The sequence below is a fragment of the Enterococcus sp. HY326 genome, assembly GCF_026157065.1.
Lineage (GTDB): Bacteria > Bacillota > Bacilli > Lactobacillales > Enterococcaceae > HY326.
The window spans coordinates 194,083-210,518 of sequence record NZ_JANLGQ010000004.1 but is presented as its reverse complement, the minus strand read 5'-3'; the positions used below and the strand labels follow the sequence as shown (position 1 = coordinate 210,518).

Annotated in this window: 16 protein-coding genes and 1 tRNA gene; 7 read left to right on the top strand and 10 right to left on the bottom strand. The window is 41.1% G+C overall.

Annotated elements, in window-relative coordinates:
- Positions 1-85 precede the first annotated feature (85 nt).
- From gap to ORH16_RS11705, 3 genes are all read right to left on the bottom strand, one after another.
- Positions 86-1,087 (bottom strand): type I glyceraldehyde-3-phosphate dehydrogenase, encoded by a 1,002-nt coding sequence (gene gap / locus ORH16_RS11715; protein WP_265459023.1) that lies wholly within the window; start codon positions 1,085-1,087, stop codon positions 86-88.
- A gap of 41 nt (positions 1,088-1,128) precedes the next feature.
- On the bottom strand, positions 1,129-2,166 hold the full coding sequence (locus ORH16_RS11710) for a sugar-binding transcriptional regulator (RefSeq protein ID WP_265459022.1): 1,038 nt from the start codon (positions 2,164-2,166) through the stop codon (positions 1,129-1,131).
- A gap of 347 nt (positions 2,167-2,513) precedes the next feature.
- A tRNA-Arg gene (locus tag ORH16_RS11705) sits at positions 2,514-2,585 on the bottom strand.
- A gap of 58 nt (positions 2,586-2,643) precedes the next feature.
- On the opposite strand from ORH16_RS11705, the gene rpoN reads away from it, so the two are divergent.
- The 3 genes from rpoN (at position 2,644) to ORH16_RS11690 (ending at position 5,227) form a co-directional block, all read left to right on the top strand.
- Entirely contained in the window at positions 2,644-3,960 is a 1,317-nt protein-coding gene (gene rpoN / locus ORH16_RS11700) for an RNA polymerase factor sigma-54 (RefSeq protein WP_265459021.1), read from the top strand.
- 60 nt (positions 3,961-4,020) lie between these two features.
- Entirely contained in the window at positions 4,021-4,359 is a 339-nt protein-coding gene (locus tag ORH16_RS11695; RefSeq protein WP_265459020.1) for a hypothetical protein, read from the top strand.
- Positions 4,360-4,663: 304 nt separating this feature from the next.
- Positions 4,664-5,227: a TetR/AcrR family transcriptional regulator gene (locus ORH16_RS11690; protein ID WP_265459019.1), complete on the top strand. Its 564-nt coding sequence runs from the start codon at positions 4,664-4,666 to the stop codon at positions 5,225-5,227.
- A 106-nt stretch (positions 5,228-5,333) separates the two neighbouring features.
- Here ORH16_RS11690 and rpoE read toward each other — a convergent pair whose 3' ends face one another.
- Together rpoE and ORH16_RS11680 are read right to left on the bottom strand one after the other, a co-directional pair.
- Positions 5,334-5,951: a DNA-directed RNA polymerase subunit delta gene (rpoE, locus tag ORH16_RS11685; RefSeq protein ID WP_265459018.1), complete on the bottom strand. Its 618-nt coding sequence runs from the start codon at positions 5,949-5,951 to the stop codon at positions 5,334-5,336.
- A 113-nt stretch (positions 5,952-6,064) separates the two neighbouring features.
- On the bottom strand, positions 6,065-6,499 hold the full coding sequence (locus tag ORH16_RS11680) for a DUF1934 domain-containing protein (RefSeq protein ID WP_265459017.1): 435 nt from the start codon (positions 6,497-6,499) through the stop codon (positions 6,065-6,067).
- Between the two features lie 217 nt (positions 6,500-6,716).
- Here ORH16_RS11680 and ORH16_RS11675 point away from each other — a divergent pair, with 217 nt between their 5' ends.
- Genes ORH16_RS11675 through yidA form a run of 3 tightly spaced genes read left to right on the top strand, consistent with a single transcriptional unit; the run spans position 6,717 to position 9,718 of the window.
- Positions 6,717-7,532 carry a lipoate--protein ligase family protein gene (locus ORH16_RS11675; RefSeq protein WP_265459016.1) on the top strand — a complete coding sequence of 272 codons (816 nt, stop codon included), beginning with the start codon at positions 6,717-6,719 and terminating at the stop codon, positions 7,530-7,532.
- 1 nt (position 7,533) lies between these two features.
- Entirely contained in the window at positions 7,534-8,883 is a 1,350-nt protein-coding gene (locus ORH16_RS11670) for an HD domain-containing protein (protein ID WP_265459015.1), read from the top strand.
- Positions 8,884-8,905: 22 nt separating this feature from the next.
- Positions 8,906-9,718: a sugar-phosphatase gene (yidA, locus tag ORH16_RS11665; RefSeq protein ID WP_265459014.1), complete on the top strand. Its 813-nt coding sequence runs from the start codon at positions 8,906-8,908 to the stop codon at positions 9,716-9,718.
- 110 nt (positions 9,719-9,828) lie between these two features.
- On the opposite strand, the gene ORH16_RS11660 is transcribed toward yidA, so the two are convergent.
- Positions 9,829-10,269 carry an NUDIX hydrolase gene (locus ORH16_RS11660; RefSeq protein ID WP_265459013.1) on the bottom strand — a complete coding sequence of 147 codons (441 nt, stop codon included), beginning with the start codon at positions 10,267-10,269 and terminating at the stop codon, positions 9,829-9,831.
- Between the two features lie 196 nt (positions 10,270-10,465).
- On the opposite strand from ORH16_RS11660, the gene ORH16_RS11655 reads away from it, so the two are divergent.
- A complete protein-coding gene (locus ORH16_RS11655; protein WP_265459231.1) occupies positions 10,466-10,837 on the top strand; it encodes a VOC family protein in 372 nt (123 codons plus the stop codon).
- Positions 10,838-11,015: 178 nt separating this feature from the next.
- Here the strand turns inward: ORH16_RS11655 and ORH16_RS11650 are convergent, their stop codons facing one another.
- From ORH16_RS11650 to ORH16_RS11635, 4 genes are all read right to left on the bottom strand, one after another.
- The gene (locus ORH16_RS11650) at positions 11,016-12,374 is read right to left on the bottom strand and encodes a TrkH family potassium uptake protein (RefSeq protein ID WP_265459012.1); all 1,359 of its coding nucleotides are present in this window, start codon (positions 12,372-12,374) and stop codon (positions 11,016-11,018) included.
- A 59-nt stretch (positions 12,375-12,433) separates the two neighbouring features.
- Complete coding sequence (locus ORH16_RS11645) at positions 12,434-13,072, bottom strand: V-type ATP synthase subunit D (RefSeq protein ID WP_265459011.1); 639 nt, start codon at positions 13,070-13,072, stop codon at positions 12,434-12,436.
- Between the two features lie 194 nt (positions 13,073-13,266).
- Positions 13,267-14,640, bottom strand: a complete 1,374-nt coding sequence (locus ORH16_RS11640; RefSeq protein ID WP_265459010.1) for a V-type ATP synthase subunit B — start codon at positions 14,638-14,640, stop codon at positions 13,267-13,269.
- Positions 14,633-16,414, bottom strand: a complete 1,782-nt coding sequence (locus ORH16_RS11635) for a V-type ATP synthase subunit A (protein WP_265459009.1) — start codon at positions 16,412-16,414, stop codon at positions 14,633-14,635. The genes ORH16_RS11640 and ORH16_RS11635 overlap by 8 nt, the downstream gene beginning before the upstream one ends.
- Positions 16,415-16,436 lie beyond the last annotated feature (22 nt).

Sequence of the window (16,436 nt, the reverse complement as noted above, 5' to 3'; positions counted from 1 at the left end):
TTTCATTTATTCTAAATAAAAAGCGGAGAAGCGCGTCGCTTCCCCGCTTTATTAGACAATCGTCTTCAATTAGCCTTCTTAAATCTTAAAGATTTGCGAAGTATTCTAAAGTACGAACTAATTGAGCTGTGTATGACATTTCGTTATCGTACCAAGCAACAGTTTTCACCAATTGTTTGTCGCCAACAGTCATCACACGAGTTTGAGTTGCATCAAATAATGAACCAAAAGTCATGCCAACGATATCTGAAGAAACGATTTCGTCAGTGTTGTAACCATAAGATTCATTTGCAGCATGAGCCATTGCTTCGTTCACTTCATCAACAGAAACTGTTTTGTCTAAAACAGTTACTAATTCAGTTAATGAACCAGTTGCAACAGGAACACGTTGAGCAGCTCCATCTAATTTACCGTTTAATTCAGGAATTACTAAGCCGATTGCTTTAGCAGCACCAGTTGAGTTAGGTACGATGTTTGCAGCAGCAGCACGGGCACGACGGAAGTCACCTTTAGGATGAGGTCCATCTAAAGTCATTTGGTCGCCAGTGTAAGCGTGGATAGTTGTCATCAAGCCTTCAACAACACCAAATTTGTCGTTCAATACTTTAGCCATAGGAGCTAAACAGTTAGTCGTACAAGAAGCACCAGAGATAACTGTTTCTTTACCAGTTAATGTTTCGTGGTTTACGTTGTAAACGATTGTTGGCACGTCATTTCCACCAGGAGCAGAGATTACTACACGTTTAGCGCCAGCAGTTAAATGTTTTTCAGCAGCAGCTTTTGAAGTGAAGAAACCAGTACATTCTAAAACGATATCAACGCCTAGTTCACCCCAAGGTAATTCTTCAGGATTGCGGTTAGCAAGAACCTTAACTTCTTTGCCGTTTACGTTGAAAGAACCTTCATGAACTTCAACAGTTCCGTTGAAACGTCCTTGAGTAGTATCATATTTTAACAAGTGAGCTAACATTTTAGCATCTGTTAAGTCGTTGATTGCTACTACTTCGATTCCTGCTACATCTTGGATACGACGGAAAGCTAAACGTCCAATACGTCCAAATCCATTAATACCTACTTTAACTGTCATTTTAAGATTTCCTCCTTATGAAAATCACAAATTAATTTATTTTAAAGGGAGAACCCTTTTAAAATCTCGTTTGCCGCAGCTTCATCCGTGATGAGCCACGTTTGTTGTGGAGCATTTTCTAAATAGGCACGAATCGCCTTGCCTTTTGATTTTCCGCCAGCGATGGCATAAATCAAAGGAACTTTTTCTAAATCCCGCAGCTGAATACCGACTCGGGAAACTTTGTAAACCACTTCGCCATTTTCATTGAAGAAATAACCGAAGGATTCTGCAACCGCATGTTTTTGACGCAGCATCACTAATTCTGCTTCACTCATCTTGCGGCGAGCTGCCATGTGTAGCGCACGACCAATACTGTGAATCACGCAATTGGCTTGGCTGATTAATCCCAGTACACCATGAATTGATGGTTCTTGCAACAATGATTCATAGGTTTGCCGACTCAATTGCTCCGGTACATAAAGTGCGCGGTGTTCGCCGCCAGAATTTGCCGCCATCACAGCGCTGACAGAGTTGGCTTGAACCGACAAGGCTTCGCCGATACCGCCTCTAGCCGGTACAAAAATATTGTGTCGCTGACTGGTTTCCAAGTTTTTCAAATGTTGGGCAACTTTTGCCATCGTCGTGCCACCCATCACTGCGATAATATTTTCGCCAATGGGTAAATTAACATTAAGTACATCCGACAAAGCAGAACCAAATTCCGAAATAATTTCTTCATGGAGATCACTATCTCCTTCAAGAATTAGACAACGTTCAATTGAAAATTGCTTGGCGATTTGCTGCTCTAGCTGATCCATGCCCTTCAAGTTGTTCATCAACTTTTCCAGCTGGCGAAAAACTTTTTGACCTTTTTTGGTTAAGGACATGCCGCTTTTCGAACTGTGGATTAACTCAAGCTCTTTTAATTCATCGGTCTCGGTACGCAATACCCGCTCTGTCATCCCTAAATTATCGGCGAGACTTCGCCGGCCAATCGGTTGTTGCCAGTAGATAGCTCTCAGGACTTGCACGCGTTCTTGCAGAAGTTTAATCATTTCCGGAGCCACTGCTTCAATCAATTTCAAATCATCAAGCATTGTTTTCTCCTTAGTAGGACAATTTTTGTCCATAGTAGACCAAAAACGACCCATAGACCTCAAAAAAATTCGGATGGGAAAAATTTTAAACTTTTTCTTCCTCACTCCTACAAAAATTATTCTACCAGTTTGCCTCAAAAAAAACAACCGAAAGCCTATGTTTTTTTGTGAAAGAGTTGTAAAGTTTTTATGAAGCAAGTTGTCAGAAAATTGCAAACTGTTTTATGGAAAATAATTCGCTAAAAATTTTTATGCGGCTGCTACATGACTGCTTCCAAGTACAAAAAAAGAACCCGCAGAAAAGATTGACTTTTCTGCGGATTCAAGACAAAATGGATGTAGCTTTACGCGCCCTGAGGGAATCGAACCCCCGTCTCAAGAACCGGAATCTTACGTGATATCCACTACACTAAGGGCGCGGCACGAATTATAGTTTATCCGACTTAGCAAAAAAAAACAAGAGGAAATTTTAAAAATATGAAATTTGAACAAAATTTTTCACAACAACAGCGGCAAACCCAAAAGCTGGCAATGACTCAGCAGCTTCAGCAATCTTTACAGGTCCTGCAATTTAATACCGAAGAGCTAGTAGATTACTTGGATAATATGGCCTTAGAAAATCCTTTGATTGAAGTGATTGAACCAAGCTTTGTGGCAGATTATGGTCGCGGGTCTGGTGCCAGTCAAGCGGGCCTAGACATTATTAATCTGGTATCCCAAGACCGGATTTCTCTTTTTGAATATCTGATTCAGCAAATCCATTTAAATTACCGGGATACGTTTTTAAGAAGTCTTGTTTTATATTTAGTAGAATATATTGATTTGAATGGCTATTTGAAAATTTCTTTAGAAGAAGCTGCGGAACAAACCGGTGCTGGTGCCATTGAGCTTTTGGATGCGCTGACCTTGATTCAGCAGTTGGAGCCCGCCGGTGTGGGGGCCCGTGATTTGCAGGAGTGTCTGATGCTACAGACAGAGCGGGATGACTATGCCCCAGCCCTTGCCTACATTATTTTAGAAGAAAATTTTGAAGACTTGGTTGCTCGGCGCTGGGAAAAAATTGCCAAAAAGTTTGCGATTGAATTGAAGGACGTTCAACAAATTTTTGATTATCTGCAAACCTTGACCCCATCTCCCGGCAGTGGCTTTAGCCAAGAAACTGAACAATATGTCGTACCTGATTTATCCGTCAAAGTCGTTGAAGACCAAATTAAAATTAGTTCCAATCGCAAAGGTCAACCGGAAATTAAGTTTCAGGAAAAATATTTTTTACGGATGCAGGCTAAAGCGGATGATGAAACACTTGCCTATTTAAAAGGCAAGCAGCAGGAATATCAAACGATGAAAAAAATGATGCAACAGCGGGGGGATACCATTTTGCGGGTCGGTACTGTGATTGCCCAAGTTCAGCAGCAATTCTTTTTAGACGACAACCGACCTTTGCGACCATTGACGATGAAGGAAGTCGCTGAAGAGCTTGAGATTCACGAGTCAACCGTCAGCCGTTCTGTGAATGGTAAATATCTAGAGACTGATTTTGGCATTTTTGAATTGAAAAATTTCTTTACGAATCGGATTAATGATGCCGGTAGTGATGACCAAAGCGCAGACAGTGCCAAGCAGGCCATTGCCCAATTAGTCGCTGAAGAAAATAAGCAAAAACCATTATCAGATCAAAAAATTGTCGATTTATTAAAGGAAAAAGAAATTCAGATTTCCCGTCGGACAGTCACCAAATATCGGGAAGCATTAGGCATTCAAAGCTCCTCCAAGCGCAAAAGATTTGATGCCTAAAAATATTTGCAGATTATTACCACACAGTTTTTTGAATAAATTAATTTTTTAAGGAGTTCTATGACTATCTTCTTTTCAATCTGTATCGGTCTATCCATCGGCGTCATCGTCGGCTTCTTCAGTGGTGTCATTACCCGAAAACAAAAAAGTAAAGCTCAAAAGACCAGCAAGCTCTTAACCTTAATGCCACAATTAAAAAAAGCCAATCCCTATATCATTATGGCTGCTTTTCTACTTTTAGGCATTGGTCTTATTTGGACTGTTTATTATCTGGTTTTGGGCATTTTAGATCCTGTGCAAACTGGTTATGCCACGAATGTTTCGCAGCTAATTGTTTCGGTTTTAACCGTCTTCTCAATTATTGTCGCCTTCATTCAATTTCTGACCGAGAAAAAATAAACTGGTGTCACTTGATGAATCCTACGTTTTTCTCAACTCTTTCAATGATTATTAGCTTGTTTTCAGATAGCTGGTCTGGCCTTCGTTTTGAAGTGACTGCCAAAAGTTAGCTTTTTGGTTCGACTTTTGACAGTCGATTCATGCATTTGAAGTCCAACAGCTGTCTTTTTTTGATAATGGACAGCTTGTAAATTATTGTGTAAGCTAGTTTCAAGCTTGGCATGTTTTACTGGGTTAGTAGCTATCAAAAGGCAGCCACCTAAACAAGCAGACCTATTTTTGAGAACTGAAGGAAAGTGATTTTTTGACAGAGAATAAACAAGACCTGCGCTTTTATCGCACAAAACGCAATATTCTAAAAGGCATGATAGCTTTATTAGAAAGAAAAAGCTTTGAAAAAATAACTGTGAAAGATATTTGTCAAGAAGCCAAAATTAGCCGTAGTGCCTTTTACTTACATTATGTTGATAAATATCAAATGGTTGAGGCGTATCAAAAAGAATTGATTTCACAAATTAATCAAACTACGCTTGTTAAAGAAAATCTCAACGTCGAACAGATTATTACCGAACTACTGACCTTCTTCACCGCTGAAGGTAAATTGCTCGCTCTACTGATTTCTGATCGGGGTTCAATTGAAATTCAAAATCACATCAAAGAAGCAATTACCACAAATATGGTAGAAAATTTGCTCCCCCGCATTCAAAATATTCAATTGCAATCTCCGCTTGAACAAAAATATTTTATTGCCTATCTAAGCAGTGCACAATTTGGTGTTTTTCAGGCTTGGATTAACGGCGGTCAAAAGGAATCCCCCGCTGAAATGGCAGCGATTATCGCCAAAATAAATAAATTCGACATTCGCTAAAAAATGTAAAAAAAGCTGCTCCAATAGTTTGAACAGAGAATAACTGAAACCAAAATTAGTTTCGATTACTCACCTGTCTTTACTATTGGAACAGCCTTTTCACTGGCTATTCTTCTTCAGAAAACTCTTCGTCTTCATCCTCATCATCAAAGTCGTCATCATCATCGTCTACGATGGTCAAATCTTCTTCAATGCTGCCTGGTAATTCTTCTTCATCATCGCCATTATCATCGGCGCCGATTTCCTTCAAGTCAGAATTGTATGCTGCGATTTCTTCATCGTCATCATCATCGTCATCATCAAAGTCTTCATCGTCATCATCAGCTAAATCCGTATCTTCAGGGTCATCGTCATTGTAATCGATGGCATCTTCATCACCTGTGATAAAGGCGTTAACCTTTTTGCGTTTTTTACGACGAGGCGTTTCTTCATCTTCATCAATGGCTGGCGAAACTTCTTCATCAATCGAGTCAATCGCATACCATGAACGCAGCGCCCAACGGTTATCCCCTAAAGAGATAAAGCTACCGTCGATGTTTAAATCTGTATAAAATTGAGCTAAGGAGTCGCGAATTTCTAAGTCTGATTTACCAAGATAATTTTGAATCTCGTTTACCAAATCAGAAAAATCCATTACGTCAGCATTAGCCTCTAAGATTGCGTGAGCCACTTCAATCATTGACAACTCATTTTTATTTAATCCTTCAAATACACTTAATTCCAAAGGGTACACGTCCTTTCGCAGTCTATCCTTTATCATACAAAATACTGCCTTAAATTGCAATATTTAGTTCATCAAAAGGCCAATTAATTTTATTTTGAAATTCACTCCATACATCAAGCCGTAAATTTCAAAATAAACTGATACTCACCAATTTGTTCCCCCATTGAAAATAAATCATAATCAACCGAAACTTCTCCAGAAACTGGCCGGTCTCTTAAGCTAAAATGCAGATTTTTTGCATAGGTCGTTAATAAAAACATCCCGTAAATCGTTCGATAACTAGTTTCTAATTTTTCCTGATAGCCAAAGCGCAGACGCGTGCGAACGTCGCCATTACGGGATAACTGAACTTTACCGTCGGGATAAACTTTAACGGTCACCGGCACCTCCCGGCCGTCCTCTTGTACTTCTTTATAGCGAATATAAAACGTTGTGCCAATTTGAACGATTTGGCCGGGGATTTCAAAGTTGAATTCTTCAACTTGACCTTGTTGTTTAATTTTTGTCTGTACAATGATTGACACGGGGATACTTTGTGTTAAATCCATAATTCTGATGCTCCTTTATTCAACTTACTTATCTAGTCTTATTTTCGATAGAAAGTCAGTATTTGTCAATCATTTGCGATTATTTTGCTGGAATCCCCTCCTTTTTATAAAAAAACCGAAAGAGAAGGAAAAAAATCATGATTTTCAGCGATTCCATTTTGACAATCTGCCCACTTCGTGTGAAAATCGAGTTATTAAAAGGAGTCGAAAAACCTTTATGAAAAATATGATTATTTTAGATCAAGATATTTTAGCACCGACTTCGGCCTTTGAACCTTTTGCTTTAACGGATACTTTGACGGAATTTGCCGGTGAAAACGAGCAACCATTTTTACATTTTTGGCAACTGCCAAATTGTTTTATTTTAGGCATGAAAGATACCCGGGTGACAGATTTAGCGGCTGGCATCGAGGTAATTAAAGCTGCCAATTATCAGCCGGTCATTCGCAATGCGGGGGGCTTAGGTGTGATTGCTGATGCGGGCATTTTAAATGTCTCGCTGATTGTACCGAAGGCTGATTTGTCGATTGATGGCGGCTATGAATTAATGACCGCCCTCGTTAAAACGGCCTTTCCCACAAAAAAAGAAATTATCGCTAAAGAAATCGCTGATTCTTATTGTCCGGGCAAATTTGATCTCAGCATAGAGGATTTAAAATTTGCTGGCATTGCCCAGCGGCGGATTAAAAATGGCATCGCTGTAATGATGTACCTCAGTGTCACTGGTAATCAGTTGGCTCGTGGCGAAATGGTCAAGGAATTTTATCAGGCGAGTCTCAAAGAACGTTTCAGTCTTGAAGGCTATCCAGCCGTACGCCCTGCCAGTATGGAAAATTTACCAGTCTTACTCGGAGAAAATTTGACAGTGCTGGCTTGCAAGGAACGCTTTTTAAATGCTGCTGAAAAAATGTTCTCCAGGGAAATTGCCTTTCAACAGGCAGATAAATTTTTAGCTGAGACTGATAATCTCGAACGTTTTCAAGAAAAAATTACCAGTATGCAGCAACGAAATTTACTCTTAAAGGAGCTTTAAGATGACCCAATACAAAAATCAGCTGCTGCCGATGGAAAAAGTCTTCCGCGACCCAGTCCATAATTATATTCATGTGCAGCATCAAGTAATTTTAGATTTAATTAATTCAAAGGAATTTCAACGTTTACGGCGAATTAAGCAATTAGGCACCTCTTCTTTTACTTTTCATGGAGCGGAACACAGCCGCTTTTCTCACTCACTAGGGGTTTATGAAATTGCTCGGCGCATCTGTGATATTTTTGTGCGGAATTATTCCCAAGAAAAAATTGGACCAGATGGCTGGGATGACAGCGAGCGATTAGTGGTTTTGGCGGCCGCACTGCTCCACGATGTCGGCCACGGTCCTTATTCCCATACCTTTGAACATATTTTCCACACAAATCACGAGGCCATCACAGTGGAAATTATCACTTCACCTGAAACTGAGGTCTATCAGATTTTAAATCGTGTAGGCGCCGGCTTTCCCGAAAAAGTCGCCAGCGTGATTACCAAAAAATACCCCAACCCACAAGTTGTTCAAATGATTTCTAGTCAGATTGATGCTGATCGGATGGATTATTTGCTGCGGGATGCCTATTATACCGGCACTGAATATGGGACCTTTGACTTGACTAGAATTTTGCGGGTGATTCGGCCCTACAGCGGTGGCATTGCTTTTTCAATGAATGGTATGCATGCCGTCGAAGATTATATTGTCAGCCGCTATCAGATGTATGTCCAAGTCTATTTTCATCCGGTTTCTCGGGGAATGGAAGTCATTTTAGAGCATTTATTAAACCGGGCAGCCAAGCTGTACCGCAAAGACCCAAATAGTTTTAACGGTCATTCTCAATTGCTGCTGCCCTTTTTAAAAGAAGATTTTTCGTTAGCAGATTATTTAAAATTAGATGACGGTGTCTTAGGCACGTCTTTTATTCAGTGGCAGGAGGAAAGTGATGCGGTCCTCAGCGATTTAGCCCAGCGCTTTTTGAATCGCAAGCCTTTAAAATCTGCGACATTTGTTAAGGGCAAAGACGATCAAACTCTGGTAGAATTAGAACAGTTGGTGGAAAAAGTTGGCTATAATCCAAAATATTATACAGCAATTAATTCCAGCTATGACCTGCCTTATGATTTTTATCGGCCAGAGGAAAATCGCCACCGCACCCAGATTGAAATCATCCGCAAAGATGATTCTCTAATCGAATTATCTCAGCTCAGTCCTTTGGTTGCAGCTTTAGCCGGACAGACCCAAGGGGATCAGCGATTTTATTTTCCAAAAGAAATGCTAGCGCCTCAAGAGGATACTAGCTTGTTCTCAGAAACTTACCAACAGTTTTCCCGCCATATTAAAAATGGCGCAATTGAATAAATTATTAGAAACGGAGTAAATTATGAGTATTAAATTAGTAGCAATCGACATCGATGGGACGTTGATTAATGATCAACACACCATCAACCCAGAGGTAAAAACGGCCATCCACGAAGCACGGCAAAAAGGTGTTCACATTGTTTTATGTACCGGCCGCCCACTGCCAGGCGTCACCACGAAGCTGGCTGAATTAGCCATCAATCGTGATAACGAGTACGTGATTACCTACAACGGCTCTTTGATTCAAAATGTTGCTAGCGGCGACATCGTTGCCAGTTATGGCATGAGTTTGGCAGACTACAATATTTTAGAACTGACCGCCCGCAGATTAGGGATTCATTTCCATGCGATTAATCATGAAACGATTTTTACACCAAATAGAAATATCAGTAAGTATACCGTCAACGAGGCTTACTTGGTCGATATGCCTTTGGAATATCGGACACCCGAAGAAATGCATGAGGACTTAAATATTATCAAGATGATGATGATTGATCATCCCCATATTTTAGACGAAGCCATTAAAAAAATGCCGCAAGAAATTACCGAAAAATACAATACAGTCAAAAGCTCGCCATTTTATTATGAATTATTAAATAAAAATGCCAGCAAAGGCAATGCTTTAAAAACCTTAGCTGAATATCTTGGCTTGAAACCAGAAGAAACAATGGCAATTGGCGATAACGAAAACGACAATTCAATGTTGGAATATGCCGGCATCGGTGTTGCCGTAGCCAATGCCGTACCTAGCACCAAAGCAGCCGCAGATGTTCATGTTGCCAGCAATAATGACAGCGGCGTAGCTGAAGCCTTAAACAAATATGTTTTAATTTAAAATATAAAAAATCAGCCTAGCTACACCCAAACTTAATTTCTGAAATAAAAAAATCCTGCTTACGTACGGAGCTCCTTGAAAGAGCCCCTGTTAAGCAGGATTTTTATTTTTTAATTAGTTTTTAGCCATTGCTCCACAGCCCACTTATGACTGCCACGCTTTAATAATTCGATCGCTTTTTCAGGAGTGGCCCAAGCAATGACATTGGTTTTTTCAGTCGGTTCACAGACCTGTTGCCAAGCCGTCACTTGATAAAAGTAACCGGGATTATAATAGTAAGTATCCCGGTGACGGGAAAAGAAAAATTCATCCGCTTGACCATAATACTTGCCCAAAGTTGCCTCAACGCCCATCTCTTCAATTAACTCCCGTTGAATCGCCGCCAGCTGATCTTCGCCGGCCTCAATCTCGCCGCCGGGTAAAAAATATGCACCATTAGGGGCCTGCACAATCGCCAGCTCTTTTTTTTGATTTGGTAAAACAACATAGACGGCATAGCGGCTGATATACTCGACATTTTCCGTCTTTAACCCGAAGGTCGGAATGTTCATTGATAAACTCCTTTAAACTTCAATATTCTTCATCTAGTAATTATTGTCTGGAAATGTTGATCATTTTCATTTCATAATTTCAGTCTTAGTTAACAGTTTACATGAGAAATTTCTCATTAACAAGCCTTTTAAAACAGAAGCTTTAAAAAAATAATAAGAGTATGCTAAGATTGATGAGAAAGAGAGGATGAAGAATATGAAAATGGCTCACACTTGTGTTCGCGTCAAAGATTTAGAGGCATCGTTGAAGTTCTATCAAGAGGCTTTTGCTTTTGAAGAAAGCCGTCGTCGTGATTTTCCAGAAAACGAATTCACTTTGGTTTATTTGACTTTACCTGGAGATGATTATGAATTGGAATTGACTTACAATTACAATCATCCTGGTTATGATTTAGGTAATGGCTACGGTCATATTGCGATTGCCGCAGATGATTTAGAAGCCACTCACGCTAAACATCAAGCAGCTGGTTTTAATGTCACTGACTTAAAAGGCCTACCAGGAACTGATCCATCTTATTACTTTATTGTAGACCCCGATGGTTATAAAATTGAAGTCATTCGCGGATAATTCAATTTAGTTTCTAGATAAATTAAATAGGAATATGAATTTTGACTGATTGGCAGCTAGTGCTGCAGTCTATTCACAACTTATCTACAGGTCAAACTTGTTGGAAATTGAAACGTAAAATAAAAATACTTCTTACAGTAGCAAAAAGAGAGCCTCAGCAATTGAAGCTCTCTTTTTATTATCCTACCATGACACCTTCTTCAGGGTATTTGAAATTTGCCTGCTCTCGTTTACTTTTAGCAATTAAAGAGAAAACAACTGTCAAAATCCCAACTCGACCGATATACATTAAGGCAATAATGACGACTTTGCCGATTTCGGTTAAATCTGGCGTCAGGCCCATCGTGAGGCCGACAGTGCCAAAAGCAGAAAAAGCTTCAAAGGCAATGTACTCAATCCCAAATTCTGGCGGGATAGTTTCTGTAACTGAAAGCAGCATGATTGCCAGCACACAAACTGTCAAGGTGATAAAAAATAAAGTTAAAGCCCGCAGCACTGTTGATTGACGAATCGTGCGACCGTGAAACTCCGCACGTGTGCGACCCTTAAACATTGAGCGCATTTGAATCAGCAACACTCCAAAAGTCGTCGTCTTCAAGCCGCCTGCCGTGGAGCCAGAAGTTCCGCCGATATACATCAAAAACATCGTCAAAATTAAACCAGCATCGGTCATATGGGCGTAGTTCACAGAATAATAGCCCGCAGTCCGTGGCGTGACACTCATAAAAAAGGTGTTAACTAAGCGTTCAAAAAAATTTCCATTCGGTGCCAATGCAGCCGCATTATTTTCTGTGAAGAAAAACAGAATTGTCCCACCTATTAATAAAATTCCGGTAATGCTTAAGCCAATGCGGGTGTGCAAAGACAACCGTTTTTTCTCCCGATATTCAATAATATCCCGCCAAACAATAAAACCTAAACCACCGGCAATAATTAGCAACGCTACCACCAAAATCAAGAACCAGTTTTGCTGGTCTTGAGCTAAGCTATCACCTAACAAATCAAAGCCTGCATTACAAAAGCTGGAAATCGAATGGAAAATACCAAACCAAATTCCTTTGAGCCAACCGTATTGCGGAACAAAAACAAAAGATAATAAAACTGCGCCAACGCCTTGAATCACCGCTGATAATTTCACGATGTACAGCATCAGCTTCATCACGCCAGACAAATCATCCAAATTTAAGGCTTCTTGCAGAACAATCCGGGTACTAAAAGCAACCTTCTTTTTCATAGCTGAGAAAAAAAGAATCGGAATCATCATAAAGCCCAAGCCACCAATTTCAATTAAAACCATAATCAACACTTGGCCGTAAATATTCCACTGCTCAGCGGTATTTAAAGTTGTCAAACCGGTCACACAAACGGCAGATGTTGCTGTAAAAATGCCATCGAGCCAGGCTGTCGCTTCTCCTGAACGGCTAAAAAATGGCAGACTCAGCAAACTACCGCCAATTAAAATCAAGAATAAAAATCCCAAGGCCAATAATCTACCTGGAGAAATTTTTTCAAACATCCGTTTTTTTACCTTAAACATCTTTGCACCTTCTACTCATTCTTCCAAAACAATTTATATACAAGTAAAGGTACCACAACTTAACTCGTTGTGGTACCCATATTTTTAATCTTAATCAAGCGGGTTACTTCTGCCCGCTCATTTTCCTCCAGCTTCATTTGAATGTAGTGGATTGTCTCCTCCAATTGAGGAATCGTCATATATTCCAGCGCATTAACGCGCCGACGGGTCTTCTCAATTTCTGAAGCCATCAGCTGGCAGGTTTTTTCAATTTCCGTTAGCTCCAATAACTGGGGCAAAAAATCCGCAAAGCGATCAATCGCCGAATCCAACTCAGCGTTTGAATTCAAATACCCATATTCCAACGGAGCTACACCAAAGCGTTCGTCATACTCAAACGCCATCTGAGGCACCTTAACACTCATAATATTTTTTTCCATCACGTCTAGCTGCACATCTTCGGCTGGAAGAATAAAGAGTTCTTCAATAAACGCCTCGTTAATTGTCGCATCCGCTAAAACAAAGTCCGCCATAGCAGTTTGCATCTTTTCTTCAACAATTTTCCGAAGCTGATTATTTTTGCGAACCAACAAGATAAACTGGCGCATCAGCTCGTCTTGTTTGTCTTTTAAAAGTTTGTGACCTCTAGTAGCGGTTGTCATCTGTTTTTTCAAACGGGTTAATTCCATCCGCGTCGGGTTCACATTTAATCGGGCCATCTTATCACTTCTTCCTCAAATAAAGTAATAAACATTTTTAAGCCTGTCAGATTAATTGAAAGCTAACACGACAATAAATTCTCTGCTTAACAAAAATCAGGAAAATAAAAATGTGTTTGTCGCTGATTTCTGCAAAAATTTATTGAAATTTCTCTCATTTATTGCGTTAAAAATCTGACCAGCGAAAAATTAGCTTACTTTTTCGGTAAATATTTATCCAGCATATCGTCTTTAATCCGTTTTAATTCAGTTCTTGGCAGCATCGCTAATAATTCCCAGCCTAAATCTAAAGTTTCTTCAATGGAACGATTCGTATGGAAGCCTTGATTGACATACTCATTTTCAAAACGGTCCGCAAACTTCGCATAAATTTTATCGACATCTGATAGAGCTGCTTCCCCTAATACGACAGCCAATTCTTTCGCCTGTTTACCTTGAGCGTAGGCCGCAAATAACTGGTTCATTGAAGCTGCATGGTCCTCCCGGGTTTTGCCAGGACCCGTGCCTTTATCTTTTAAACGGGATAAAGAAGACAGCACATCAATCGGTGGCTGAATGCCTCGTTTATCTAAATCACGGGACAAAATAATTTGTCCTTCGGTAATATAGCCGGTTAAATCGGGAATCGGATGAGTCTTATCATCCTCTGGCATACTGAGAATCGGAATTTGCGTCACCGAACCCTTTAAGCCGCGAATCCGCCCTGCACGTTCATACAAGGTCGCCAAATTTGTGTAGAGATAGCCAGGGTAGCCCCGTCGTCCCGGAACTTCCCGACGAGCCGCAGAAATTTCCCGCAGTGCTTCACAATAGTTGGTCATGTCCGTCATAATGACCAAGACGTGCATCCCTTTTTCATAGGCCAAATATTCAGCCGCTGTCAAAGCCATCCGTGGCGTGGCAATCCGCTCAATCGCTGGATCATTGGCTAGGTTCATAAACATTACCGAGCGATCGATAGCGCTGGTTTTACGGAAGTCCTCCATAAAATATTCGGCTTCTTCAAAGGTGATTCCGATTGCGGCAAAAACCACCGCAAAATCTTCATCCGAATTTAAAACACTAGCTTGACGAGCAATTTGCGCCGCCAATTCTTTATGGGGTAGACCTGAACCTGAAAAGACCGGCAGCTTTTGGCCTCTGACCAAGGTATTCAAGTGGTCAATCGCTGAAATTCCCGTTTGGATAAATTCATCCGGATAATCTCGGGCCACGGGGTTGATAACCTCTCCGTTAATATCCATTTTCTTTTCCGGTAAAATTTCCGGACCTTGATCTTTAGGCCGGCCAAGACCGTCAAAGACCCGGCCCACCATATCTTCTGATACACCTAATTCTAATGGATGGCCTAAAAAGCGTACAGATGAATCCCTTAGATTAATACCGCTAGTTCCCTCAAAAATTTGAACTAACGCCTTGTCTTCGTGAATTTCCAGCACTTGCCCGCGGCGAATTTCACCGTTTTGCATGCGCACTTCAATCAGCTCTTCGTATTTTACCCCTTGAACCTTATCGACTGCCATCAAAGGGCCGACGACTTCACCGATTGTTTTATATTCTTTAATCATTCGTCATGCCTCCTTGTGCGATAATTTCTTGGATTTCTGATTTGATTTCTTGATGAATCTCATCCAGTTTAGCAAGCTGGTCTTCTGGTAAATATTTACTGCGGGCAATCCGGTCCCGCAGCATAACCGTTCCATCAATAATTTCTGAAAGATAGGAACCCAAGCTTAAAGCCCGCTGACCTTCATGGCCAAAGGTTAAAATATTGTCCAACATTTTGTATTGCTTTTCCCGAGAAGTATAAGTATCGACATCATCAAAGGCATTTTGCTGAAGGTAATCCTCCCGCAAGGACTTCGCAACTTGCAAAGTCAGGCGGTCACGGTCAGAAAGGGAATCGATACCGACTAAACGGACGATTTCATTTAGTTGTGACTCCTCCTGCAAAATTCGCATGCCTTCTTTGACCATGCCAGACCAATCGCCATTTAATTGCTGATCTAAATACTGGCCGACTTCTGCGCTGTATAAGGAATAACTGGACAACCAATTAATCGATGGGAAGTGACGCTGTTGGGCTAGTTGTGAATCTAGTCCCCAGAAAACCTTCACCACCCGCAAAGTATTTTGCGTTACTGGTTCAGAAATATCACCACCAGATGGTGAAACAGCACTGATGGCAGTGATACTGCCCTCACGATTATCATCACCTAATGCAATCACTCGCCCTGAACGCTCATAGTATTCAGCCAAACGACTACCTAAATAAGCAGGATAGCCTTCATCCCCCGGCATTTCTTCTAAACGGCCACTCATCTCCCGCAGTGCTTCTGCCCAGCGAGAAGTTGAATCCGCCATGATTGCCACGTTATAACCCATGTCACGGAAATATTCTGCAATCGTAATTCCGGTATAAATCGAGGCTTCCCGAGCTGCAACGGGCATATTAGAGGTATTGGCAATTAAAACCGTCCGCTCCATCAATGATTCACCGGTATTTGGATCAATTAATTCCGGAAACTCATTCAAAACGTCGGTCATCTCATTGCCCCGCTCGCCGCAACCCACGTAAACAACTAAATCAACGTCAGCCCATTTAGCAATTTGGTGCTGCACGACTGTTTTACCCGCTCCAAATGGCCCGGGAACAGCGGCCGCTCCTCCTTTAGTAACTGGGAAAAAGGTATCAATAACCCGCTGACCAGTAATCATCGGTGCCACAGGATTTAATTTTTCTTTGATTGGACGCCCCCGACGCACCGGCCATTTTTGCAACATGGTCAAGGCTTTTTCTTCATTTTCAGTGGCAATTTTATAAATGACTTCATCAATCGTAAACTCACCGGCTGAAATTTCTGTGATGGTGCCTTGAATACCGTTTGGCACCATGATTTTATGGTTGATTACATTCGTTTCTTGAACAGTGCCGACGATGTCGCCAGCACTGACGCTATCACCAACTGCTTTAGCTGGTTCAAAGAGCCATTTTTTTTCATGATTCAAAGCCGGCAGCTGCACTCCGCGGCTCAAGAAATTACTCTCTGTAATCTTTAAAAAAGTGTCCAACGGCCGTTGAATCCCGTCGAACATTTGTGACATAATACCCGGCGCCAGTTCAACTGAGAGAGCTTCACCAGTCGTTCTGACTGGTTCGCCAGGGCCGATGCCGGCAGTTTCCTCGTAGACCTGAATGGAAGCTACGTCTCCCCGCATCTCAATGATTTCACCGATAACTCCTAAATCGCCCACATAACAGATGTCTTGAATACTGGCATTCGCCATATTGTTCGCCATCACTAGCGGTCCGGAGACTTTGATAACTTTTCCTTCTTGCAAATTATTTCCCTCCGTCTGTTAA

Bases quoted from the DNA above. Each gene is read 5' to 3' on its own strand.
- gap (WP_265459023.1), bottom strand. From the start codon at position 1,087: ATGACAGTTAAAGTAGGTATTAATGGATTTGGACGTATTGGACGTTTA.
- ORH16_RS11710 (WP_265459022.1), bottom strand. From the start codon at position 2,166: ATGCTTGATGATTTGAAATTGATTGAAGCAGTGGCTCCGGAAATGATT.
- yidA (WP_265459014.1), top strand. From the start codon at position 8,906: ATGAGTATTAAATTAGTAGCAATCGACATCGATGGGACGTTGATTAAT.
- ORH16_RS11655 (WP_265459231.1), top strand. From the start codon at position 10,466: ATGAAAATGGCTCACACTTGTGTTCGCGTCAAAGATTTAGAGGCATCG.
- rpoN (WP_265459021.1), top strand. From the start codon at position 2,644: ATGAAATTTGAACAAAATTTTTCACAACAACAGCGGCAAACCCAAAAG.
- ORH16_RS11645 (WP_265459011.1), bottom strand. From the start codon at position 13,072: ATGGCCCGATTAAATGTGAACCCGACGCGGATGGAATTAACCCGTTTG.
- ORH16_RS11680 (WP_265459017.1), bottom strand. From the start codon at position 6,499: ATGGATTTAACACAAAGTATCCCCGTGTCAATCATTGTACAGACAAAA.
- ORH16_RS11695 (WP_265459020.1), top strand. From the start codon at position 4,021: ATGACTATCTTCTTTTCAATCTGTATCGGTCTATCCATCGGCGTCATC.
- ORH16_RS11675 (WP_265459016.1), top strand. From the start codon at position 6,717: ATGAAAAATATGATTATTTTAGATCAAGATATTTTAGCACCGACTTCG.
- ORH16_RS11640 (WP_265459010.1), bottom strand. From the start codon at position 14,640: ATGATTAAAGAATATAAAACAATCGGTGAAGTCGTCGGCCCTTTGATG.
- ORH16_RS11650 (WP_265459012.1), bottom strand. From the start codon at position 12,374: ATGTTTAAGGTAAAAAAACGGATGTTTGAAAAAATTTCTCCAGGTAGA.
- ORH16_RS11660 (WP_265459013.1), bottom strand. From the start codon at position 10,269: ATGAACATTCCGACCTTCGGGTTAAAGACGGAAAATGTCGAGTATATC.
- ORH16_RS11670 (WP_265459015.1), top strand. From the start codon at position 7,534: ATGACCCAATACAAAAATCAGCTGCTGCCGATGGAAAAAGTCTTCCGC.